This is a genomic window from Buchnera aphidicola str. Ak (Acyrthosiphon kondoi) (assembly GCF_000225445.1).
GTDB lineage: Bacteria > Pseudomonadota > Gammaproteobacteria > Enterobacterales > Enterobacteriaceae > Buchnera > Buchnera aphidicola_A.
The window spans coordinates 138513-164398 of the sequence record NC_017256.1 but is presented as its reverse complement, the minus strand read 5'-3'; the positions used below and the strand labels follow the sequence as shown (position 1 = coordinate 164398).

21 protein-coding genes are annotated in these 25886 nt (G+C 26.1%); 13 read left to right on the top strand and 8 right to left on the bottom strand.

The window, feature by feature from the left end; genetic code table 11:
- Positions 1-191: 191 nt before the first annotated feature.
- Both dnaK and dnaJ read left to right on the top strand, forming a co-directional pair.
- The gene (gene dnaK / locus BAKON_RS00770; RefSeq protein ID WP_014499313.1) at positions 192-2105 is read left to right on the top strand and encodes a molecular chaperone DnaK; all 1914 of its coding nucleotides are present in this window, start codon (positions 192-194) and stop codon (positions 2103-2105) included.
- Positions 2106-2217: 112 nt separating this feature from the next.
- Positions 2218-3351 (top strand): molecular chaperone DnaJ, encoded by a 1134-nt coding sequence (gene dnaJ / locus BAKON_RS00765; RefSeq protein WP_014499312.1) that lies wholly within the window; start codon positions 2218-2220, stop codon positions 3349-3351.
- A gap of 49 nt (positions 3352-3400) precedes the next feature.
- On the opposite strand, the gene rpsT is transcribed toward dnaJ, so the two are convergent.
- Positions 3401-3670: a 30S ribosomal protein S20 gene (rpsT, locus tag BAKON_RS00760; RefSeq protein WP_014499311.1), complete on the bottom strand. Its 270-nt coding sequence runs from the start codon at positions 3668-3670 to the stop codon at positions 3401-3403.
- A gap of 195 nt (positions 3671-3865) precedes the next feature.
- Here rpsT and ribF point away from each other — a divergent pair, with 195 nt between their 5' ends.
- From ribF to folA, 8 genes are all read left to right on the top strand, one after another.
- Positions 3866-4801, top strand: coding sequence for a bifunctional riboflavin kinase/FAD synthetase (gene ribF / locus BAKON_RS00755; RefSeq protein ID WP_014499310.1), 936 nt, complete (start codon positions 3866-3868; stop codon positions 4799-4801).
- 21 nt (positions 4802-4822) lie between these two features.
- Positions 4823-7645: an isoleucine--tRNA ligase gene (ileS, locus tag BAKON_RS00750; protein ID WP_014499309.1), complete on the top strand. Its 2823-nt coding sequence runs from the start codon at positions 4823-4825 to the stop codon at positions 7643-7645.
- The gene (gene lspA / locus BAKON_RS00745; RefSeq protein WP_014499308.1) at positions 7645-8121 is read left to right on the top strand and encodes a signal peptidase II; all 477 of its coding nucleotides are present in this window, start codon (positions 7645-7647) and stop codon (positions 8119-8121) included. The genes ileS and lspA overlap by 1 nt, the downstream gene beginning before the upstream one ends.
- A gap of 66 nt (positions 8122-8187) precedes the next feature.
- Positions 8188-9159, top strand: a complete 972-nt coding sequence (ispH, locus tag BAKON_RS00740; protein WP_014499307.1) for a 4-hydroxy-3-methylbut-2-enyl diphosphate reductase — start codon at positions 8188-8190, stop codon at positions 9157-9159.
- On the top strand, positions 9152-9961 hold the full coding sequence (dapB, locus tag BAKON_RS00735) for a 4-hydroxy-tetrahydrodipicolinate reductase (protein ID WP_014499306.1): 810 nt from the start codon (positions 9152-9154) through the stop codon (positions 9959-9961). The genes ispH and dapB overlap by 8 nt, the downstream gene beginning before the upstream one ends.
- A gap of 210 nt (positions 9962-10171) precedes the next feature.
- Positions 10172-11323: a glutamine-hydrolyzing carbamoyl-phosphate synthase small subunit gene (gene carA, locus BAKON_RS00730; RefSeq protein ID WP_014499305.1), complete on the top strand. Its 1152-nt coding sequence runs from the start codon at positions 10172-10174 to the stop codon at positions 11321-11323.
- Between the two features lie 27 nt (positions 11324-11350).
- On the top strand, positions 11351-14590 hold the full coding sequence (carB, locus tag BAKON_RS00725) for a carbamoyl-phosphate synthase large subunit (protein WP_014499304.1): 3240 nt from the start codon (positions 11351-11353) through the stop codon (positions 14588-14590).
- A 79-nt stretch (positions 14591-14669) separates the two neighbouring features.
- A complete protein-coding gene (gene folA / locus BAKON_RS00720) occupies positions 14670-15152 on the top strand; it encodes a type 3 dihydrofolate reductase (RefSeq protein WP_014499303.1) in 483 nt (160 codons plus the stop codon).
- Between the two features lie 34 nt (positions 15153-15186).
- On the opposite strand, the gene apaH is transcribed toward folA, so the two are convergent.
- The 3 genes from apaH to BAKON_RS00705 are packed head-to-tail and all read right to left on the bottom strand — an operon-like array spanning position 15187 to position 18213.
- Positions 15187-16002: a bis(5'-nucleosyl)-tetraphosphatase (symmetrical) ApaH gene (apaH, locus tag BAKON_RS00715; RefSeq protein WP_014499302.1), complete on the bottom strand. Its 816-nt coding sequence runs from the start codon at positions 16000-16002 to the stop codon at positions 15187-15189.
- 44 nt (positions 16003-16046) lie between these two features.
- Entirely contained in the window at positions 16047-16871 is an 825-nt protein-coding gene (rsmA, locus tag BAKON_RS00710; protein ID WP_014499301.1) for a 16S rRNA (adenine(1518)-N(6)/adenine(1519)-N(6))-dimethyltransferase RsmA, read from the bottom strand.
- 49 nt (positions 16872-16920) lie between these two features.
- Positions 16921-18213 (bottom strand): peptidylprolyl isomerase, encoded by a 1293-nt coding sequence (locus tag BAKON_RS00705; protein WP_014499300.1) that lies wholly within the window; start codon positions 18211-18213, stop codon positions 16921-16923.
- Between the two features lie 213 nt (positions 18214-18426).
- On the opposite strand from BAKON_RS00705, the gene BAKON_RS00700 reads away from it, so the two are divergent.
- Positions 18427-19200, top strand: coding sequence for a DedA family protein (locus BAKON_RS00700; RefSeq protein ID WP_014499299.1), 774 nt, complete (start codon positions 18427-18429; stop codon positions 19198-19200).
- A gap of 60 nt (positions 19201-19260) precedes the next feature.
- Here BAKON_RS00700 and rplY read toward each other — a convergent pair whose 3' ends face one another.
- Positions 19261-19545, bottom strand: coding sequence for a 50S ribosomal protein L25 (rplY, locus tag BAKON_RS00695; protein ID WP_014499298.1), 285 nt, complete (start codon positions 19543-19545; stop codon positions 19261-19263).
- A 13-nt stretch (positions 19546-19558) separates the two neighbouring features.
- Positions 19559-20425, bottom strand: a complete 867-nt coding sequence (gene nfo / locus BAKON_RS00690; protein WP_014499297.1) for a deoxyribonuclease IV — start codon at positions 20423-20425, stop codon at positions 19559-19561.
- Positions 20426-21086: 661 nt separating this feature from the next.
- Here nfo and glyQ point away from each other — a divergent pair.
- Both glyQ and glyS read left to right on the top strand, forming a co-directional pair.
- Positions 21087-22025 (top strand): glycine--tRNA ligase subunit alpha, encoded by a 939-nt coding sequence (glyQ, locus tag BAKON_RS00685; RefSeq protein ID WP_014499296.1) that lies wholly within the window; start codon positions 21087-21089, stop codon positions 22023-22025.
- Entirely contained in the window at positions 22000-24048 is a 2049-nt protein-coding gene (gene glyS, locus BAKON_RS00680; RefSeq protein WP_014499295.1) for a glycine--tRNA ligase subunit beta, read from the top strand. Before glyQ ends, glyS begins: the two co-directional genes overlap by 26 nt.
- 79 nt (positions 24049-24127) lie before the next feature.
- On the opposite strand, the gene yajC is transcribed toward glyS, so the two are convergent.
- Both yajC and tgt read right to left on the bottom strand, forming a co-directional pair.
- Positions 24128-24463 carry a preprotein translocase subunit YajC gene (yajC, locus tag BAKON_RS00675; RefSeq protein ID WP_014499294.1) on the bottom strand — a complete coding sequence of 112 codons (336 nt, stop codon included), beginning with the start codon at positions 24461-24463 and terminating at the stop codon, positions 24128-24130.
- A 24-nt stretch (positions 24464-24487) separates the two neighbouring features.
- Positions 24488-25600, bottom strand: a complete 1113-nt coding sequence (tgt, locus tag BAKON_RS00670) for a tRNA guanosine(34) transglycosylase Tgt (RefSeq protein WP_014499293.1) — start codon at positions 25598-25600, stop codon at positions 24488-24490.
- Positions 25601-25886: the final 286 nt, after the last annotated feature.

Genomic DNA, 25886 nt, shown 5'->3' with positions numbered 1-25886 from the left:
TTACTAAAACTTTATTTTTTTTACTCTTAACCCTTGATCAGCGAAAAAGCGACCCCATCTAATAATCATTCAACATTATAGATGTAAAGCGTAATATAATATAAACCTATGTAACTTATTAACAGCCAAAAAAATGGCCGCATAAAGGTTGCAAACCCAATTTATCAAGATATTAAATAGGAGAAATGTTAATGGGTAAAATTATTGGTATTGACTTGGGAACAACCAACTCTTGTGTTGCCATTATGGATGGCAATAAACCGCGTGTTTTAGAAAATGCAGAAGGCGATCGCACTACACCTTCAATTATTGCATATACTCAAGAAGGAGAAGTTTTAGTAGGACAGCCTGCTAAACGCCAAGCAATAACTAATCCAAAAAATACACTTTTTGCTATAAAGCGTTTAATTGGTAGAAAATTTAGCGATGATGAAGTACAACGTGATATAAAAATTATGCCATATAACATTGTCAATTCTGATAATGGTGATGCATGGATTGATGTAAAAAAACAAAAAATAGCGCCTCCTCAAATTTCTGCAGAAGTATTAAAGAAAATGAAAAAAACTGCAGAAGATTATTTAGGGGAAAAAATTAAAGAAGCTGTTATTACAGTTCCTGCATACTTTAATGATGCTCAACGTCAAGCTACTAAAGATGCTGGAAGAATAGCAGGACTAGAAGTAAAAAGAATTATAAATGAACCAACAGCTGCTGCACTTGCTTATGGTTTAGATAAAGGACAAGGTAATAGAACAATAGCTGTTTATGATCTTGGTGGTGGAACTTTTGATATCTCTATTATCGAGATTGACGATGTTGATAAAGAAAAAACATTTGAAGTTCTTGCTACTAATGGAGACACACATCTTGGAGGAGAAGATTTCGATAGTAGATTAATCAATTATTTAGTGACAGAATTTAAAAAAGAACAAGGAATAGATTTAAGAAATGATCCATTGTCTATGCAACGTTTAAAAGAATCCGCAGAAAAAGCAAAAATAGAATTATCATCTGCACAACAAACCGATGTAAATCTTCCCTATATTACAGCTGATTCTAATGGTCCTAAACATTTAAATATTAAAGTCACTCGAGCAAAACTAGAGTCTTTAGTAGAAGATTTAATTATTCGTTCTATTAAACCACTTAAAGTTGCTTTAAAAGATGCAGGATTATCTATAACCGATATAAATGATGTAATATTAGTTGGTGGACAAACAAGAATGCCTATGGTTCAATCCAAAGTTGCAGAGTTTTTTGGAAAAGAACCTAGAAAAGATGTAAATCCAGATGAAGCTGTAGCAGTTGGAGCTGCAGTACAAGGAGGCGTTTTATCTGGTGATGTTAAAGATGTCTTATTACTTGATGTAACTCCTTTATCACTAGGAATTGAAACCATGGGTGGAATAATGACTTCACTCATAAACAAAAACACTACGATTCCAACTAAACATAGTCAAATATTTTCAACAGCAGAAGATAATCAATCAGCAGTAACTATACATGTACTGCAAGGTGAACGTAAAAGATCATTAGACAATAAATCGTTAGGACAATTTAACTTAGATGGAATTGATCCAGCACCTAGAGGAACAGCTCAAATTGAAGTAACATTTGATATTGATTCAGATGGAATATTACATGTATCTGCAAAAGATAAAAAAACTGGAAAAGAACAAAAAATTACCATTAAAGCATCTTCTGGTTTAAATGAAGAAGAAATAAAAAAAATGGTGAACGATGCAGAAGCTAATTCTGAAGCTGATCAAAAATTCGAAGAATTAATTAAAACAAGAAATCAAGGTGATCAATTAGTTCATAGTATAAAAAAACAATTAAATGATAATAAAGATTTAATTGAAGAAGAAAATAAAAAAAATATTCAATCAGCTTTAAATAAATTGGAAAAAGCACTAAAGGGAGAAGATAAATCTGATATCGAACAGAATATACAAACTCTTTTAAAAATATCCTCTAAGCTAACAGAAATTAATCAAAAAAAATCAGAAGAAAACAAACAAGATAAAAATATGTCATCTAATAAAAAAAATGAAAACGTTGTAGATGCAGAATTTGAAGAAATTAAAGATCCTAAGAAATAATCAATTTTAATAAAATATTGAAAAGTAATTATTGCGGACTTTAAACTAGCACGGGCGTAGAAGCGTATCTACGCCCGTGCAATTATTTTTAAATCAGGAAGAGTAGGCAAGAATGGCAAAAAAAGACTATTACCAAGTTTTAGGAATCCCAAAATCCGCTGAAGAACGTGAAATTAAAAAAGCATATAAACGACTCGCAATGAAATATCATCCTGATCGAAATCAAGGAGATAAAACTGCTGAAGGTAAATTCAAAGAGATAAAAGAAGCCTACGAAATTTTGATTAACGAAGAAAAACGAAGTGCATATGATCAATATGGACATTCAGCTTTTGAAAATGGCCAATCTAGTAATACATATAGTACTTTTACTAGTTCTGCAGATTTTAGTGATATTTTTGGAGATGTTTTCGGTGATATTTTTGGAGGAAATAGAACTCAAAGAACTAAAAAAGGAGCTGATTTATGTTATAATATGGAAATATTATTAGAAGAAGCGGTGAAAGGAACAAAAAAAGAAATCCAAATCCCAACTCTTCAAAAATGCAAAATATGTTATGGAAGCGGTGCAAAAACAGGAACTAAACCTCGTGTATGTTCTACATGTCATGGAAAAGGTCAAATACATATCAGAAAAGGTTTTTTCACTGTACAACAATCATGTCCTACATGCCATGGTAAAGGATCGGTAATCACTGATCCTTGTAATGTATGCCGTGGACAAGGACGAATTGAAACATACAAAATACTATTGGTAAAAATTCCACCAGGTGTTGATACTAATGATCGAATTCGTTTAAATAATGAAGGAGAAGCAGGTATTAATGGAGCACAATCAGGTGATCTTTACGTACAAATTACAGTCAAAAAACATCCTATCTTTGAACGAGAAGAAAATAATTTATACTGTGAAGTACCAATAAATTTTACCATGGCTGCATTAGGTGGAGAAATAGAAGTTCCTACACTAGATGGCCGAGTCAAACTTAAAATACCATATGAAACACAATCAGGAAAACTTTTCCGCATTCGTGGTAGAGGAGTAAAATCAGTTCAAAATAGAAATCAAGGTGATTTATTATGTCGCGTTGTGGTAGAAACACCCGTAAATCTTAACGAACAACAAAAAAATCTTTTGCGTGAATTAGGAAACAGTTTTAATGGTTTTCGAGGTGAAAAAAATAGTCCTCGCTCAAAAAGATTTTTTGACGGAGTTAAAAGATTTTTTGATGACTTAACAAGATAAAATTTTATAAAGTATTGCTTCTAAATTAGAGGCAATACTATTAAAAACATTACGTCTTACATATTTTACTAATTTGCAATGATAAATTAGACTTGTATCGTGCAGCTTTATTTTTATGTATCAAACCCTTATTGGCATGACTGTCAATAATAGGTTGCATTTTTTTAAATGCATCTTCTGCTATTTTTTTATTACCAGACATTATAGCTACTCGTACCTTTTTTATAAAAGTACGAATCATAGAACGTCGACTAGAATTTTTTTTTCGACGCTTTTCAGATGTTACTGCATCTTTTTTAGCAGCTTTAATATTAGCCAATTTCTACCTCTAAATTTTAAAAAATTAAACATTTATTTGAAAAAACAATATTAATGAATATACTAAAAATATATCATGATAAAAAATAATTATTTATTTTCAATAAAAAAATTCTTATTGGAATCATGTTGAAAGAAATTATATAAAAAAAATTTCAATCTCAAATTTGCTTCATTTACTAAGGTTAACTTAACAATGAAGATTATACGGGGCATTCATAACATTAAAGAAATCAATTCTAATTCAGTTGTTACTATTGGAAATTTTGATGGAATACACTTAGGTCATCAAGAATTATTTTTAAAAACATATCAAATAGGAATAAAATATAAATTATTAACTATAATTATTTTGTTTGAACCTCAACCACTAGAATTCTTAAAAAAAAATAATTCTCCTCCTCGGATTACACAATTCCGTGAAAAAGTAAAACGTATTGCTGCTTACAATTTTAATAATATTTTATGTATTAGATTTAATAAATCTTTTGAATCTCTCAGTGCTGAAGATTTTATCATAAATATACTTATAAATAAACTTCATGTAAAATTTATAGTAATAGGAGATGATTTTAGATTTGGCTTTCAAAGAAATGGAAATATTAATCTTTTAAAAAAATTAGGAGAAAAATATCAATTTAATGTTATAAAAGTTAAATCTCTATATAAAAATAATATAAAAATTAGTAGTACTAATATTAGAAAAGCATTGTCTGAAAACAATATAAAACTGGCGTCTCTTTTTCTTGGTCGTACATTTAGTATCTCTGGTAGAGTTATTCATGGACACGCAATAGGAAGAACTATAAATTATCCTACAGCTAATATACTTTTAAATAAAAATTTTGTATTAAATAATGGAGTATATGCAGTTAAAATAAAATATAGTTCAAATAAAAAAGTAACAGGAATATCCAATATTGGAATTAAACCTAGTTTTTTCAATATTCAAAAAAATAAATTACTTGAAGTTTATTTATTTAATATAGAAATAGATTTATATGGAAAAGACATAGAAGTTTTTATATATAAAAAAATACGTGATGAACGAGTTTTTTTTTCACTACAAGAATTAAAAGATCAAATTTCTAAAGATATTTTAATGGTTAAAAAATATTTTAAAATTTATTAAAACTGATAAAAAGAGAAAAGAATGAATGATTATAAAAAAACTTTAAACTTACCTAAAACTACATTTTCTATGCGAGGAAATCTTTCAAAAAAAGAACCAAAAATATTGAAAAATTGGCATGAAAATAATTTATATAAACTAATTAGAAAAAAAAACCAAGAAAAAAAAATATTTCTTCTACACGATGGTCCACCATATGCCAATGGAAATATTCATATTGGACATGCAGTAAATAAAATTTTAAAAGATATTATTATAAAATCTAAAAACATGTCGGGTTTCGATGCACCTTACATTCCATCTTGGGATTGTCATGGTTTACCCATTGAACAAAAAATTGAAGAAAAGATTAACTTTGATCAAGAAAAAATATCTACTATAGAATTCCAAAAAAAATGTAGAGAATATGCACAAGATCAAGTGGAAAAACAAAAAAAAGATTTTATCAGGTTAGGAGTAATAGGTGATTGGGAAAATTCTCATCTTACAATGACTTTTAAAAATGAAGCGAATATTATTAGAACTTTATCTAAAATTATTAAAAAAAAATATTTATATCAAGATTTTAAACCTATACATTGGTGTCTTGAATGTTCATCCTCAGTATCTGAAGCAGAAATTGAATACTCTAAAAAAAAATCAGATTCAATTATAATCGGTTTGAAATGTCAAAAAAAATCGATTATAAAAAAATTATTCCATGCTCAAGATTTTAATAAAAAAGAAATATATCTGCTTGTTTGGACTACAACACCGTGGACTCTTCCATCTAGTAAAGCTGTTTCAATACATCCAAATTTTCAATACCAATTAATAGAAACTGAAAAATATAATTTCATAATAGCAAAAGAATTAGTCAAGAACGTATTAAATACATTAAAGATAAAGAAATGGATTGAAATAAGTTGCATAAAAGGAAAATTTTTAGAAAAAATAAAATTTTTACATCCATTTTTCAAAGATATTGATTTACCTGCAATTTTAGGAGAACACGTAACTCTTGAATCAGGTACAGGAGCTGTTCATACAGCACCAGACCATGGATTAGACGATTATATAATTAGTCAAAAATACAATATTAAAACAAGCCATCTAGTCAATTTTAAAGGAGACTATATCTCTAATATACATCCTCAATTAGATGGTCTAAATGTTTTCAAAGCTAATCCAATTATTATAGAGTTACTAAAAAAAAATAATGCATTATTTCATCATGAAATTTTAAAACATAGTTATCCACATTGTTGGAGACATAAGAGTCCAGTTATATATCGAGCTACTCCACAATGGTTTATAAATATAAATCAAAATAATTTACGTTGTAAATTATTGAAAGAAATAAAAAAAGTACATTGGATACCTCAATGGGGAAAATTAAGAATAAAAGAAATGGTTAAAAACCGACCTGATTGGTGTATTTCGAGACAAAGAAAATGGGGTGTGCCCATGTCCATTTTTATAAACAAACAAACAAAAAAAATGCATCCTAATACTTTCTTTTTTATGGAAAAAATAGCAAGAAAAGTAGAGTCAGAAGGAATAAAGGTATGGTGGAATATAAATTCAAAGGAAATAATAGGTCACGAACATGAATCATATAAAAAAATTTTAGATATATTAGATGTATGGTTTGACTCAGGAAACACATGCACTTCAATAGCGTATAATAATAAAAAATATATTAAAAAAAATGCAGATATGTATTTAGAAGGATCAGATCAACACAGAGGTTGGTTCATGTCTTCATTAATAATATCAACATTGATAAATGAAAAAGCACCATATTCTGAAGTATTAACTCATGGATTTGTTGTAGATGGAAAGGGACAAAAAATGTCTAAATCTATAGGTAATACTATTAGTCCTAATGATATAGTCAATACATTAGGAGCCGATATTTTAAGATTATGGGTTGCTTCTTCCAATTACTCTCATGATCTTTCAATTTCTAATGAAATATTAAAAAATTCATCAGATATATATAGAAGAATCAGAAACACTGCACGCTTTATGTTAGCAAATATTAATGATTTTAATCCTAAAAAAGATATAGTATCTAAAAATAATATGGTTTTTCTAGATAAATGGGCTGTTGGACAAACCAAGATGGTCCAAAAAGAAATAATTGAATTCTATAAAAATTATAATTTTCATGCAATAGTACAACGTTTAATGTATTTTTGTTCTATAGAAATGGGTTCTTTCTATCTTGATATTATAAAAGATAGACAATACACATTAAAAGTCAATAGTCAAGCAAGACGCAGTGCTCAAACGGCTATATACTATATAATTAACGCACTTGTACGATGGATAGCACCAATACTATCTTTTACTGCTGATGAAATATGGAGATATTTACCAGAAAAAAATTCTCAATATGTATTTATGGAAGAGTGGTTTGAAAAATTATTTTATTTAGATCAAGATGAATTATTCAATTATGAATTTTGGAATAAAATGATTAAAATAAAAAATGAAACAAATAAATTTTTAGAAGAAGCAATAAAAAACAAAACTATTAATAATTCACTTGAAGCTTCTATTATTTTATATGTTAAACCTGAATTATTAAGCAAACTAGAAATATTAGGAACAGAGATAAAATTTATCTTTTTAACATCTGATATAAAAGTAAAATTATATGATACAGCTCCTATAAATGTTAAAAAAAGTAAAATTATTCCCAATTTAAAAATTTCTCTAAAAAAAGTTCAAGGAGAAAAATGTCCAAGATGTTGGCATTATTTTAATCGTGCTAAAAACGACGTGAAAAAGGGCAATATTTGTAATCGTTGTATTTTAAACACAACAGGAAATGGTGAAAAACGCATATTCATATAATGAAAAATCAATATTCTAAAAAATCAAAAAAATGGATTTGCATAACTACAATAATTTCTATGCTTATTTTAGACATATCTAGTAAATATTGCATCATAAAATATATTAAAATATATGAAATAAAAAAAATTTGTTCAATATTAAACATTTTTCATGTACATAATTATGGAGCAGCATTTAGTTTATTATCTGATCAAAAGGGTTGGCAAAGATGGTTTTTATCGACTGTTAGTATTTTAACTGTATTAGTAATAACAAGAATTATTATTCGATCCAAAATAAAAGAAATAAAAAAAATAACTGCTTATTCTTTAATTATTGCAGGTGCAATGGGAAATTTAATAGACCGAATTATTTATGGATTCGTAATAGATTTTATTGATTTACATATTAATAATTATCATTTTGCTACATTTAATATAGCTGATTGCAGTATTTTTATTGGAATTATTATGCTTATTCGATTAAATTGTTAAATGTAAAATTTAAATAGTTTATATAACGTTCAATCACTATTAATATGCACATTTGGAGATCATATAGTGAATATTATATTAACTAATCCTCGAGGTTTTTGCGCAGGTGTAAAAAGAGCAATTGCAATAGTTGAAAATGCATTAAAAATATATAAAAAAACAATTTATATTAGACATGAACTTGTACACAATCAATACGTTATTAATGCATTACGTCAAAAAGGAGTTATTTTTGTTGAAAAAATCTCACAAATTCCAGATTATTCGATCGTTATTTTTTCTGCACATGGTGTATCAAAAAAAATTGTAGAAGAAGCTATAAAAAAAAAATTAATTATATTAAATGCGACTTGTCCATTAGTAGAAAAAGTACATATAGAAGTATCAAGATCTAGTAAAAAAGGAATAGAAACAATTCTTATTGGGCACAAAGGACATCCTGAAGTAGAAGGTACAATAGGGCAATATAATAATAAAAATGGGAAAATATATCTTGTTGAATCTATAGAAGACGTAAATAATTTATCTGTTAAAAATAACAAAAAATTAAATTTTGTTACACAAACAACTTTATCTATTACAAAGACAAAAAATATTATTACTGCTTTAAAAAATAAATTCCCAAAAATTTCGGGTCCCAATAAAGAAGATATATGTTATGCAACAACTAATCGTCAAATAGCAGTTCGTAAATTATCTCAAATAGCAGACATAATACTCGTAATAGGATCAAAGAATTCTTCTAATTCCAACCGTCTTGCAGAATTGGGGAAAGAAACTGGCAAGTTTACAAGACTAATTAATTCTTTTGTTGATATTAAAAAAAAATGGTTAAAAAATGTAAATTATATTGGTATTACAGCTAGTGCTTCAGCACCAGAAATACTAGTAATAGAAGTGATACAATATTTACAAACACTAGGTGCTAATAAACCAATTGAAATGATCGGTATTAGAGAAAAAAAAATTTTTAAAATTCCCAAAAAACTATTACAAGTTAAAAATATTTTAAATGATATGGATGAAAAAAATGAATAAAAAAACTCGTATTGTCATAACCGGTGCTATGGGTCGTATGGGCCAAATGCTTATTAAAGAAATCAAAAAAAATGAACAAACATGTTTAACAGCAGCCCTAGTTAAAAAAAATTGTCAACTAATTGGAAAAGATATTGGTGAAATTCTCGGAATAGGAAAAATGGATGTTCTTATTAATGACGAGTTAAACATGAATAAAAAAGATTTTGATGTGTTAATTGATTTCACGAACACTAATAGTACGTTAAAGTATTTAGAATACTGTAGTAAATTTAAAAAAAATATTGTTATTGGTACTACTGGATTTTCAAGCGAAGAAATGGATATTATAAAATCATATTCTCAAGATATTGCTATAATTATATCATCAAATTTTAGTATAGGAATTAATTTACTATTTCAATTAATTGAAAAAACGACTCAAATTATAGGAAAAAGTTCCGATATTGATATTCTTGAATACCATCATCGTAACAAAATAGATGCTCCTTCAGGTACAGCATTAGCAATAGGAGAAGTTATATCAAAAGTAATGAACTGGGATTTAAATAAACATTCGATATATCATAAAAAAGGAATAACAGGGATAAGAGAAAGAAAAAAAATTGGATTTTCTATTGTGCGTGCAGGTAATATTATTGGAAAACACACTGTTATGTTTTCTAGTTCTGGAGAAGAAATAAAAATTACTCATACTGCCTCTGATAGAATATCTTTTGCTAAAGGTGCTATACAGTCAGCTTTATGGATTCATAAAAAAAAGATGGGTTTATTTGATATGTCAGATGTACTATCATTTTAATAACAAGAAAACATAAATTATTTTATTTATGATAATCATATCTAATTAATACTTTCAATAAAATATGTCTAATATTAATTCCGTTATATGCTGTCTTAAAACATATAAATGTTCATTATGATAATAGACAAAAATATTAATTTTAGTTAAAATAAAATATAATGATTACAATAGAAATAACAATTCACGTATAAAATAAAGTATTTTTTAATGGAGGATGTTTTGAGCCAATTAGCAGTACTAGTTTTAGAAGACGGGACTAGATTTCACGGACGAGCTATTGGAGCTAAAGGAATAACTGTAGGCGAAGTTGTTTTTAATACATCCATAACTGGTTATCAAGAAATAATCACTGATCCCTCTTATTCACATCAAATTGTGACATTAACTCACCCTCATATTGGTAATGTTGGAACTAATTCTGATGATGAAGAATCATCTAAAATTTATTTAAAAGGTCTTATTATCCGTGATTTATCACCAATTGCAAGTAATTATCGAAATAAAAAAAGTTTATGTTCTTATTTAAAAGAAAATAATATTGTTGCGATATCTGATATTGACACGAGAAAATTAACGCGTATTTTACGTACTAAAGGTTCACAAAACGGATGTATTATTGCAGATAAAAAAGAAAATTACACTATAGCACATGACAAGGCTAAGAACTTTTTAAGTTTACAAGGTTTAGATTTAGCAAAAAAAGTTTCTACTAAATCTATTTATAATTGGAATCAAAGAAGTCTTGTTCTCAATAAAAAAAAATTGTTTTTCACGAAAAAAGAAAAATTTTTATTTCATGTTGTTGTATATGATTTTGGAGTAAAAAGAAATATACTTCGTATGCTTGTAGATAGAAGATGCCATCTAACTATTGTTCCCGCAACAACTGATCCCAAAATTGTATTAAATTTATCCCCAGATGGAATTTTCTTATCTAATGGACCAGGAGATCCAAGACCTTGCCATTACGCTATTCATGCTATTCAATATTTCTTAAAAACTAATATTCCTATTTTTGGAATATGTTTAGGACATCAGCTACTTGCTTTAGCCAGTGGGGCTAAAATTATAAAAATGAAATTTGGACATCATGGGGGAAATCATCCTGTAAAAGATATCAAAAACAACCGTGTTATCATCACCTCTCAAAATCATAGTTTTACTGTAGATACTGAAAATATGCCAAATAATATAGAAATTACACATACTTCTCTTTTCGATGGCACATTACAAGGTCTATCTTTAACTGATAAATTAGCTTTTAGTTTTCAAGGTCATCCAGAAGCAAGCCCTGGACCACATGATGCTTCATCGTTATTTGATAATTTCATTAAATTAATAGTTCATCAAAAAAACTAAAGCTCAGTAATTAATTAGGGAAAAAAAATGCCTAAATCTACTGATATAAAATCAATTTTAATTCTTGGCGCAGGTCCAATAGTAATTGGACAAGCATGTGAATTTGACTACTCAGGTGCACAAGCTTGTAAAGCTTTAAAAGAAGAAGGCTATAAGATAATTCTCGTAAACTCTAATCCTGCAACTATTATGACAGATCCTTGTATGGCCGATGCTACATATATCGAACCAATTCATTGGGAAATAGTAGAAAAAATTATTCAAAAAGAAAAACCAGATGCACTACTTCCAACTATGGGAGGTCAAACAGCTTTAAACTGTGCTTTAGAATTAGATCATAAAGGCATTTTAGATACATATAACGTTAAAATAATAGGCGCAACAGTTAATGCAATAAAAAAAGCCGAAAATAGAAAATTATTTGAACGTTCAATGAGAAAATTAAATTTAGAAACTGCAAAATGTGGTATTGCACATAATATTCAAGAAGCATTTTTAGTATTAAATACTGTAGGATTTCCATGCATTATTCGTCCTTCTTTTACTATGGGTGGACATGGAGGAGGAATTGCTTATAATCATGAAGAATTTGAAGCGATATGTGAAAGAGGACTTAAATTATCTCCCAGTACAGAACTTCTAATTGACGAATCGCTTATTGGTTGGAAAGAATATGAAATGGAAGTCGTGCGAGATAAAAATGATAATTGTATTATCGTTTGTTCAATTGAAAATCTGGATCCTATGGGCATTCATACAGGTGATTCAATTACTGTAGCACCTGCGCAAACTCTTACTGATAAAGAATATCAAGTGATGAGAAATGCATCTATGTCAATTTTACGAGAAATAGGCGTAGAAACAGGTGGCTCTAATGTGCAATTTGCAATTAATCCAAAAAATGGTCGAATGATCGTTATTGAAATGAACCCTAGAGTTTCTCGATCTTCTGCTCTAGCATCTAAAGCCACAGGATTTCCTATTGCAAAAATTGCGGCTAAATTAGCTGTTGGGTATACATTAGATGAACTTGCAAATGACATTACAGGAATGAATACTACTGCATCATTTGAACCATCAATAGATTATATCGTAACCAAGATTCCTAGATTTAATTTTGAGAAATTCCCAGGCTGTGATGATAGACTAACTACACAAATGAAATCTGTTGGAGAAGTCATGGCAATAGGTCGTACTTTCCAAGAATCTATACAAAAAGCTATTCGTGGTTTAGAAGTAGGTGCCAGTGGTTTTGATTCTAAAATATCTTGTACTGATCCAGAATATTTAATTAAAATTAGACATGAATTAAAAGATGCTGGTTCTGAGCGTATTTGGTATATAGGTGATGCATTTCGAGCAGGTATGTCTGTAAATGATGTATTTGATTTAACATCAATTGATCCATGGTTTCTTGTTCAAATTGAAGAAATTATTCTACTAGAGAAAAAAATTATAAAAAATGGATTTTCTGGATTGAAATATGATTTTTTTTATTTTATAAAAAGAAAAGGTTTTTCTGATCAACGTATTGCAATGTTAACTCAGAAAAATGAAAGTGAAATAAGAAAACTACGTTATACACTGAATTTGCATCCAGTTTATAAAAGAATTGATACATGTTCTGCTGAATTTTCAACCGAAACAGCATATATGTATTCAACATGGGAAGATGAATGTGAATCACATCCAAATAAAAATGACAAAAAAATTATAATAATAGGTGGTGGGCCTAATAGAATAGGACAAGGTATAGAATTTGATTATTGCTGTGTACATGCTGCTCAAGCTTTGCGAGAAGATGGTTTTGAAGCGATTATGATTAACTGCAATCCAGAAACTGTATCTACTGATTATGATATTTCAGATAGACTATACTTTGAACCAATTACCTTAGAAAATGTTTTAGAAATAGTTAGAATAGAAAAACCTAAAGGAGTTATTATTCAATATGGAGGACAAACTCCACTAAAATTAGCACGTGATTTTGAAAAAGAAGGTATTCCTATAATCGGAACAAGTCCAGATGCAATTGATAAAGCAGAAGATCGTCATCGTTTTCAAGAAACTGTATCTAAATTAAAATTACAACAACCTTTAAATACAACTGTCTTAACTTTAGATCAAGCTTATAAAAAAGCCGATATAATTGGTTATCCATTAATGGTACGACCATCTTATGTTTTAGGTGGTAGAGCAATGGAAATTGTTTATGAACCATATGGTTTGAAAAATTATTTTAAAACTACATTAAAAAAGAATAATACCACTCCTATTTTATTAGATCAATATTTAGATTATGCAACAGAAGTAGATGTTGATGCTATCTGCGATGGAGAAACAGTTTTAATTGGAGGAATCATGGAACATATTGAACAAGCTGGAGTTCATTCTGGTGATTCTGCATGCTCATTACCAGCTTATACCTTAACTAACAAAATACAAAATGAAATTAGAAAACAGGTAAAAAAACTAGCTTTTGAATTATCTGTAAAAGGGCTAATGAACGTACAATTTGCTATTAAGAAAAATCAAATATATATTATTGAAGTAAATCCAAGAGCAGCACGAACTGTTCCATTTGTTTCAAAAGCGACAGGTCTTGCATTGGCAAAAATTGCTGTACGAGTAATGTATGGAAGAAAATTATCAGAACAAGGTTTTATTAAAGAAATAATTCCTCCATATTTCTCAGTAAAAGAAGCTGTTCTTCCATTCGACAAATTTCAAGGAGTCGATCCTATATTAGGTCCAGAAATGCGTTCTACAGGAGAAGTGATGGGTATTGGAAAAAACTTTTCAGAAGCTTTTGCTAAAGCTATGTTAGGTGCTCATACGAATATGAAAAAATCAGGCCGTGTTCTTCTTTCTGTTAGAAATGATGATAAAAATAATATTATAAACCTGGCAGTTAAATTAAAAAAGATGGGGTTTAAAATAGACGCAACTAAAGGTACATCTATAGCTTTAAATAATTCTGGAATTTCATCTAGATTAGTAAATAAAGTTCATGAAGGACGTCCTCATATACAAGATCGTTTGAAAAATGGAGAATATTCTTACATTGTTAATACTACATCTTGTCATCAAGGAATAAAAGATTCAAAACTAATATGTCGTAGTGCCCTTCAATATAAAGTACACTATGACACAACAATTAATGGAGCTTTTGCAACTGTTATAGCATTAAATGAAAAACCAACAAAAAATGTTACATCCCTACAAGAAATACATAAAAAAATAAAATTATTTTATAATAAAAAATAGTTCACTTAAACTAAGTAAATATTTATAAATATGTTGTGAAACATATTTATAATTCATACTAGAGGATCTATCTTTTCAAATGAATGTAAGTTTAATTGCTGCTATGTCTAAAAACTTAGTTATTGGATATAATAATAAAATACCTTGGTATCTTCCAGAAGATTTAAAATGGTTTAAACAAAAAACAATAAATAAAAGTGTAATTATGGGTCGTTTAACTTGGGAATCTATTAAAAGACCCTTGCCTACGCGTAAAAACATAGTAATTAGTAGTAATGAAATTAAAAAAAAAGGTATAATTTGGGCTGATTCAATATCTAATGCGTTAATCTCTGCAAAATACAATAAAGAAATTATGGTTATTGGAGGGTCTAAAATATACAAAAAAATGTTATTTTATGCTAATAAATTATATTTGACTCATATAGATATCAATATTATTGGAGATGCATATTTTCCTAAATATACATTATATCCATCTTGGAAAGTATTATTTAGAAAAAAAATTTTTAAAGATAAAAAAAATCCATATAATTATTCTTTTGAAATTTTATCAAGATAAAATTAACGATTTTAAAAATAATAATTTATTTGAATTATTTCGAAAAAAAAGACTGTGAAAAAATTTTTTTATCTTCCCATCGTAGCATAATTAATTCTTCTCCCCAACAGCAACCGGCATCTAATGCAAAAAAAGGTTTAGGTATATAAGTTCCCTTTAAGGAAGACCAATGTCCAAACAAAATAGAATAGTCCTTTGCAATATTAGACGGCATTAAAAACCACGGTTGCAAAGGATATTTAACAAAATTAGGAGAGTTTTTATAAATCATATTTAGTCGACCATCTGGATAACAATATCTCATTCTTGTAAAAGAATTTATAGAATATCGAAGTCTATCTAATTGATTTAAATTCAATGTCCAAAAATTTATATTATTATTATATATAGATTTTAAAAAAAAAGAATAATTATCATTAGATAAAAAATCTTCAATTTCCCATGCGCACACTTTCGCTGTATTAATATCCCATTGAGGACTAATTCCAGCATGTGACATAATTATCTTCCGTTTTTCATCAATTTTTAAAAGAGATTGAGAACGAAGCCAATTGATTAATTCAACACTATCTGACGAAGAAAGAAACTCATCAAAGCAATTTTCTTTTTTATTTTTTTTTACACCAGCATGAACTGCAATTAAATTTATGTCATGATTACCTAAAACTATTTTCACTCTATTTTTTAATGAATAAAGATATTTAACCACTTTCAAAGAATCAGGACCTCTAGATACTAAATCACCGGCAATCCATAAATCATCTTCTTTATTATTAAAAGATGATTTTTTTAACAACATCCTAAATTCTTTATAACAACCATGTATATCACTAATAAAATAGGTACTCATATATTATTGCCTCTTTAAATTAACATGAAATATAAAAAATTAATTTAATTGATTTTTACAAGATTATTTAATTTTTTATATAAATAATCAGCTAATTGACAATACTGAAAGATAGAAATATTTTCAGCTCGTAAATTTGGATTAATTTCTAATTGAATTAGTTCTTTTTCAGAAAATAAATTTTTTAAACTATGACGCAAAATTTTCCTTCTATTTTGAAAAGCATTTCTTGTGATAGAACTGAGGATATTTGTATCATAAACAAAATATGGAGAATTGGTATGAGGAGTTAAATTGATAAAAACAGAATGCACTTTCGGTATAGGTCGAAAATCTTCAGGTACAACATTTAATAATATTTTAATTTTACAATAATACTGAGAAATAATGCTTAAACGGCCATAAGATTTATTTCCAGGAATAGAAATTAATCTTTCAGCAACCTCTTTCTGTAACATAAAATTCATATCTTGAATAACTTTAATATGATTGAATAAAGAAATAATTAAAGATGTAGAAATATTATATGGCAAGTTTCCAAAAACACGAATTAATTGATTTTTCTTATAAAACAAATCTGTATAATTGAAATTTAAAGCGTCTTGATAAAAAACTGTTAATTTTGAATAAAATGAACGTTTTTTTAATAAAAACAATAAATTAGGATCTATTTCAATAACAATTAATTCTTCTAATAATTGACAAATTGGTTTTGTTAATGCAGCTAATCCAGGTCCAATTTCCACTAATGTTTGTTTGGTGTTTGGATTAATTATATTAATTATCTTTTGAATAGTTTTTGTATTGACAAGAAAATTTTGTCCATACCTTTTTAAAGGAAAATGTTTTTTAAAATTTTTTATAATCATAATTTATAGTTAATTATTTAATATTTAAATTTTATTAAGAAAAGTATACTTATGATCTTATAATTTTTATATAAGCAATCTTTTTCAGTTCTTCTATCCAATTATGTTTTTCTAGAATCATTTTTTTGTTTAATAAAATATTGTAAGCCTGTTTTTTTTTAAAATTATAAAATTCATCTACTTGACGTTTATCTAATAATTTAAATATATGCCATCCAAAATTGGATTTGATAGGCTTACTTATTTCATTTTTATTTAAATATAAAAATTCTTTATCAAGATCAAAACTAAATGATTTTTTTGAAACCCAACCTAAGTCACCTTTTTTATTAGATGAATAGAAATCATGTGATAAATTTTTAACAGCATCATCAAAACTGTACACGCCTTTTTTTATATTTTCGTATATATTAAAAATATTCCTTTTTGATTCTATATCCGTTTGAATAATAGAAGGTTTAATCAAACAGTGTTGCATATAAAATTCAGTTGTGATGTTTTCTCTATTTTTATCTATATCATTAATTTTTAAAATATAGAATCCTTTATCTCCTAATAAAGGACCTATAATTTGTCCTTTTTTAAAAATGTTTAAAGTTTCAACAAAGCAATTTTGTATATCTAAAAAACGCATCCAAAACATTTTTTTTGATACAAAAATAGACTTATTTTTTTTAGAATCTAGAAGAAATTGTTCAAAACTATAACCTTTTTTAATTTTATTTACGATATCTTCTACTATTTTTTGTTTATTTCTAATCGTATTCTGAGAATCTTTTTTTGCAAAAGGTAATAAAATATAGCTTAAATTTATTCTTTTAAATTTTTTGTTATTTTTCATGATATTTTTAAAAACAACACTAACTTCTTGTTCAGAAATATTAATACGTTTACGAAGTTCATAATCTTGTATTATTCTTATTTTTAATAATCTTTCAATATTTTTCATATAATTATCATAATAAAAATGATTATTTAGGTCATGAAATAAAATATTTTTTTTAAATTCATTAATATTAATATTTTTTTTTGAAGCAATATTTTCTATTACAGTATCAATTTGTTCTTGAGTAATACGAACATTCATTCTATTTGCTTCTTGTAATATTAAAGAATTCACAATTAATTTTTCAATTACTTTGTCTTTTAAGAAATTACTTCTCAAAGGAATTTTGAAATTTCTACGTTCTTTTTTTAGAAAAAAAAGCATTTCATTAACATCACTATTTAATATAACTTGATCATTGACAACAGCTATAATATTATCTATCTGATTTTCTTTAGCTAAAACACAAAAAATACCGGTAAAAATATAAAAAAATATAAAAATCAATACTTTCATTATAATTCTTCTTTTTATAAACAAGCGTTTTATACTAAAATATCTTTTCTATCAATTAATAATAGAAAATATTTTTTGTAGTCTACTTTAAAGGTATTAGAAAAAAATAAAATAAATTTATAATATTTTCTTGAGGTTATTTTAAAAAAAATATACAGTATAAAATATTAATTTACTTTTAATATTAAAAAAACTTAATAATAATGAGACTTTATGGAATCTTGGTTAACATCTTTAATAACACAGTCTTTAACATACTCTCTCTTAGTAGTTGGTATCGTGTCTTTTTTGGAATCTCTTGCCTTAGTAGGATTATTACTTCCTGGTATCATTTTAATGACTACCTTAGGTACATTTATAGGTGATGGAAGATTATCATTCTATCCTGCTTGGATTTCTGGTACAGTTGGATGTTTATTAGGTGATTGGATTTCATATTATATCGGTTTATATTTTAAAAATTGGTTATGTAATTTTAATTTTTTAAGAAAAAATCAAAGATTACTTGATAAAACAAAATCCTTATTGCATAAACATAGTATAATTACAATCATTATCGGACGATTTATAGGACCAACTAGACCCTTAATACCAATGGTTTCTGGAATGTTGAAACTACCATTAAAAAAATTTATTTTCCCTAGTATTGTTGGATGTATATTGTGGCCACCAGTATATTTTTTCCCTGGTATAGTCACAGGAATCGCTATAAAAATACCACAAAGTTCTCAAAATGATTATTTCAAATGGTTTTTATTATCTATTGCAATTTTGATATGGCTGGGAATATGGCTGATATCAAAATGGTGGAACATGAGAAAAAATCATATAATTAATACTGCATCTTTTTTTACTAAGAAAAAAATCGGATGGCTGGCATTTTTAACTATATCGTCTGGATTTTTAAGCTTAATTTTTATACAGTTTCATCCTACAATGCTAATTTTTAGAAAAATTTTTTTTACTATATTATTAGGGACATCATAAAATATTTATAAAAATTATATTTAAAAAAATAATATTGATTCATATATCTGATATTGTTAACTAAACATATATAAAATCAATATGCAATAATTTTAACTTAAACGCATGCCGTTGAATAGCTTGCACTTTAACTTTATATTTTTCATCTCCAATAAGTAAAAATAAATTTTCTTTATAAAATTCATATTTTTTTTGTAAATTAAAAACAGCGTTATGATCTAGTATAAGTAAAATTTCAGATTTATCAGATCCATATAAAACTCCTGGAAACTTATTATTAATACGTAATCGTCGACTAAAACTTTTACCTTTTTCTTGTCTTTTGTCTGCTTGTAGTGTTAACATTTTTATACCTCTTTTAATATAAAAAAATTTTTTGATTATATTTTTTTTGTGATCTTAACCAATGAATCTCTTCTTTCCATATCTTAGGATTAACCGTTTCTAAAATAATTGGAATATTGTAGAAATTCTTATTTCTAATTATCCATCTAAAAGCTAATTTCCCTATTTCACCTAATCCCAAACTTTCATGACGATCAATACGACTATTAAGTTTTCTTTTAGAATCATTTAAATGTATCCCTCTTAAATATTTTAATCCTATTAAATTATTAAATTTTTCAAATGTATTTTTACAATCTTGCTCAGTACGCAAATCGTATCCTGATGCAAACAAATGACAAGTATCAATACATACCCCAACTCTAGATTTATCATGAACATTTTCAATAATTTGAGATAAATGTTCAAAACAATATCCTACATTAGTTCCTTGTCCTGCTGTATTTTCTATTACTGCAATTACATTTTTAGTTTTTTCTAAAGCTATATTAATAGATTTAGCAATTCTTAACAAACAAGAACCTTCAGTAATTTTATTTAAGTGACTACCTGGATGAAAGTTTAAAAGTATTAAACCAAGTTGGTTACAACGAATCATTTCATCAATAAAAGATGTTCTAGACTTTTCTAATAATTCATCAATAGGATGGCCTAAATTAATTAAATAACTACTATGAGGTAGAATTTGTTGAGGTGTAAATGCATGCTTAATACATAAATCTTTAAAACAATCTATTGTTTTTTGAACCAATGGAGGAGAGAACCACTGACGCTGATTCTTCGTAAAAAAAGAAAATGCTGTTGCTTTTATTTGAACAGCACGTAAAATTATTTTTTCCAAACCACCAGAAGAACTAATATGTGCTCCAATATAATTCATATTTTCATCTTTTTCCTGCTAGAATAATTTCTGTTTCAATATTTTAAAAAATATTTAAAAAATTAAAAAAGAATGACATAATAAGAATATATATAAATATTAGTAAAAATTTAATTTTCTATTTAATAGAGAAACAAATTTTTTACATTAAAATAATATGATACTGAGAAAACATATTTTAATCAATAAAAATAAATTGAATTCAATATTCAATATTTTTTATAAATAAAATTTATGAAGAAAATTTTTAGTCAGAATTCAAACAAAATTATAAAAAAGAATTAATAGTAATATTATTTATATTATAAAATTAATATTTTAAAAAAAAATTATACGAGTTAATCTTAAAAAATTTTATAGAATATATTTTTTACAAATACAACTAGTTTATTTTTTAAACTATAATTTATTAAATCTGAATCAAGTAAAATCATGATTTATAATATATATTTATCAATTGATAATTTTCTTTCTTTTTAATTTGTATCACTGTATTCTTTATAAAATAGAACTTTTAATCTTTTTTTTTAAAATGCATTAAATTTTAAAATAAATTCTTTACAAAATTTTATTATTATTTTACATATAAGTACATTTTTAATTATTCCAAAATATTTAAAATATATAAAAAAAAAGAATTGTTATCATTTTTGGATGTAACATGAAAAATTATCATAATAATTTTTATCATTTAATTAAAACTTTACAAGAATACTGGTCACAACAACAGTGTACTATTTTTCAACCCTTAGATCTTCCAATAGGAGCAGGTACTTTTCATAATATAACCTTTTTAGGTACCATTGGACCAGAACCAATCAATGCTGCATATGTACAAGCCTGCCGTCGTCCTTCTGATGGAAGATATGGAGAAAATCCTAATCGTTTGCAACATTATTATCAATTTCAAGTCATTATAAAACCTCCTCCAAAAAATATTCAAAATCTTTATTTAAATTCGTTGAATTTATTAAATATAGATGAAAAAATACATGATATACGTTTTGTAGAAGATAATTGGAAAAATCCTACATTAGGTGCTTGGGGTATTGGGTGGGAAGTTTGGTTAAATGGTATGGAAATTACTCAATTTACTTATTTTCAACAAGTAGGCGGATTAGAATGTAATCCTGTAACTGTAGAAATAACATACGGTTTAGAAAGAATTGCTATGCATATGCAAAATAAATCAAATGTATATGATCTGGTTTGGAGTGTGCATGATAATAAAAAAATAAATTATGGTGATATTTTCAAACAAAATGAAATAGAACAATCACAGTATAATTTTCAATATTCTGATATTGATTTTTTATTTAATTCCTTTCAACAATATGAAAAAGAAGCAATAAAATTAATAAATTTAAAACAACCACTATTTCTCGTATCATATGAAAAAATATTACAAGCAAATCATATATTCAACTTATTAGATGCAAGAAAAGTTTTATCTTCAAACGAACGTCAAAATTACATTTTACGAGTTCGAAAATTAACTACTCAAATTGCAATAAAATATTTAAATTCAAGAGAAAAACTAGGTTTTCCATTATGTAACAAAAAAAGAGAAAAACATGAAAAAAAAAACATTATTAATTGAAATAGGTACAGAAGAACTACCTTCTAGATTGCTTTCAAAAATATCTTTATGTTTTTATGAAAACTTTATTAGAGAATTAAATTCTTATAATATTACATATAAAAGTATTAAGCACTTTTCCACTCCAAGAAGACTCGCATTAAAAATTACAGATATTGATACAACAGATAAATTCATAGAAATTAAAAAAAGAGGTCCATCGATATTAAATTCTTACGATAAAAATGGATTTTTAACAGAAGCTGCTATTTGTTGGTTAAAACATTGTAAAATTAACATAAATCAAGCTAGTCATTTAAAAAACGAAAAAGGTGAGTGGTTATTATATAAAAAAATAAAAAAACAGGAAAATACCGAACGATTAATTCCCAAAATTACTGAATTAGCTCTTAAAAAAATCTTTATAAAAAAAGCTATGCGATGGGAAGAAAATAATCAAAAATTCTTTCGTCCTATTCGTAATATTGTAATATTATTAGATAATCAAATTATTTCAGGAAAGATATTTAATGTTTCTTCTAATAATCTTCTTCAAAATCATCTTTCTTCAAAAGACGATCAAATAAAAATTAATAATGCAGAAAATTATCCAAAAATTCTTTTCCAAAAAAATAACATTATTGCTGATTATGAAATTCGAAAAGAAACAATTTTAAAAAAAATCAAAGAAACTGCACAAAATATTAATGGATTTGCAAAAAATAGTAATTATTTAATTGAAGAAGTGACTGCTTTAGTAGAATCACCTACAGCACTTTTAGCAACTTTTGAAAAAAAATTCCTTAAGATGCCAAAAAAAATATTAATATACACTATAGAAAAACAACAAAAATGTTTTCCAATATATAATTCCAAGAAAGAACTTCTTCCGTATTTTATTTTTATTTCTAATATTAATTCAAAAGAACCAGAAAAGATTATTATAGGAAATCAAAAAGTAATGCATGCACGACTTTCAGATGCTAATTTTTTTTTTAAAAATGATAGAAAAGTAAAATTAGAACATTATCTTTTATCTCTAAAAAAAGTTTTATTCCATAATAACCTTGGTTCATTATATGAAAAAACACTACGGCTTCAATTGCTTATAGAATGGATTGCTAAATATAGTCATAGCAATGTACAAGATGCAATCAGATCAGCAATGCTATCTAAATGTGATCTCGTAACTAATACAGTATGTGAGTTCCCAGAATTACAAGGCACTATAGGCATGTACTGTGCTTTAGAAGATCAAGAAAAAAAAGATATTGCTATTGCTCTTAAAGAACAATATCTACCAGCTTTTTCAGGGGATAAGCTTCCATACACTTCAATAGGTTGTGCATTATCAATTACTGATAAAATGGATACTTTATCAGGAATGTTTTATGTTGGAAACACTCTAAGTTCAGATAAAGATCCATTTGGATTAAGACGTTTAGCTATAGGCATAATACGTATTATTATAGAAAAAAACATATTATTAGATTTAAAAGATTTAATTAATAAAAGTCTTTATCTGTATAATAAAGAAAATTCTAATAATACGGTTTTATCTAATAAAATTATTAAGTTTTTTATAAAAAGACTATTTTATTGGTATCAAGAAACAGGATATAGTATAAAAGTTATCAAATCAGTATTATCATATCAATCAACACAACTAATAGATATTCATCAAAAAATACAAGCTATATCTTTTTTCCAAAAATTAGAAAGTTCAAAATCAATAATATTATCTATTAAAAGAATATCTAATATTTTAGAAAAAGAAAATGAGAAAATTACTGGATACATAAATATCAAACTAATGATAGAAGCAGAAGAAATCATATTATTTAATCAAATAGAAAATTTTAATATTTATACAAGAACTTTATTTTTAGAAAAAAGATATCAAGATATTTTAGTTAAAATAAAAGATCTTGAAAAACCTATATGCAATTTTTTTAAGAAAGTAAAAATACATCATCCCAACTCTAGGATACGATTAAATCGATTACTAATATTGGATAAATTAAAAAAATTTTCTTTTCCATAGTAGATTTTTCTTATTTATATTAAATATTTTTAAAAAATAAATAGTTTATTACAAATAAACCCTATTTTACAAATAAAAATTATAAAGATCGTAAAGTGCCTTTAGGTAATAATGATGAAATAAATTCTTGCTTTATGAATATTTCAGTTGTATCGTTTAATTGAAGCAAAATATATCCATTTTTTGTAATTTTTTTAATTCGTCCTAAAAAACCACTAGTAGTCATCACTTCATCTCCCTGAACAAGAGAATTCATAAGATTTTTATGTTCTTTGTCTTTCTTTTGTTGAGGACGAAACAGCATAAAATAAAAAACTAATAAAAATATTATCACCATAAATATCAAAGAATATGAATTATTATTTTCTAATGTTTCAGAAACTGCAGCATTTGCATTTTGAATAAAAAAACTCATTTATTTTTCCTTAAAACTGTCTTATTAAAAATTTATTTTATTTTTTTGCTTATAAAAATTCAATACAAATTGACGAAATTTATTATTTTTTATTGAATTTCTTATATTAGACATTAACGTCTGATAGTAATGTAAATTATGTATTGTATTTAAACGAGCTCCTAACATTTCATTACAAGAAGATAAATGATGTAAATAAGAACGAGTATAATATCGACAAGTATAGCAAGTACAAGCACTATCTAAACAAGATAAATCTTCCTTGTATTGTTTATTTCTAATTTTAATTATGCCATTTGTAACAAACAAATATCCATTTCTAGCGTTTCGAGTGGGCATGACACAATCAAACATATCTATACCCCGATTAACTCCTTCTATTAAATCTTCTGGTTTACCTACTCCCATTAAATATCGAGGTTTATTTTTTGGTATTTGAGGACAAACATGATCTAATAATCTATACATTTCTTTTTTTGGTTCTCCAACAGCTAAACCACCCAATGCATATCCGTCAAAACCTATTTTTATTAATTCTTTTAGTGATATATCACGTAAAGATGAGTACACTCCTCCATGAATAATCCCAAATAATAAATTTTTATTTTTATGAGAATCGAAATATAAACGACTTTTTTTTGCCCAAATTAATGATCTCTCCATTGCACTTTTTGTTTTTTCCCAATCTTGAGTATATGAAATACATTCATCAAAAATCATAACAATATTCGAACCTAAATCTAATTGAATTTTCATAGAAATTTCTGGAGTTAAAAAAATATTTTTTCCATTGATGTGATTTTTAAAAAGAACTCCTTCATTATTAACTTTACAAAACTGTGAAAGACTAAAAATTTGGAATCCTCCAGAATCTGTAAGAATAGGTCCAGACCAATTCATAAAATCATGTAAACTTCCATGTAATTTGACTATTTTATGTCCAGGTCTAAAATATAAATGAAATGCATTAGCTAAAATAATTTTACTTCCAGTCTTTTTAATTTCTTCTGTACTGATACTTCTTACAGCACCATAAGTACCAACTGGCATAAAAATAGGTGTTTCTATTATTTTTTTATTAAAATTAAAAAAACCATATCTAGCATTTCCATCTTGATGTAAAAGTTGAAAATTCATTTCTTCCTCATGATCCTAATAATATTTTTTAAAGAATTTTTGTTCGAAGTATATTAAACAATCAATATTAAAATAATTTATTATAATTTTTATAGATCCTACAGATATAGCTAAAAAAACTATATTAATTTATTATTACTTTATGATAAGCATTCATTGTGTTTCTATTTTCTAAAAAAGAAGAAAATAATTCAATTAATATTGATTTAGAAAAATAAAAATTATAATCATCAATAAAACTTTTATTTTTACCCTATTCAGGTAAATGATATGCACTTTCTAAAAC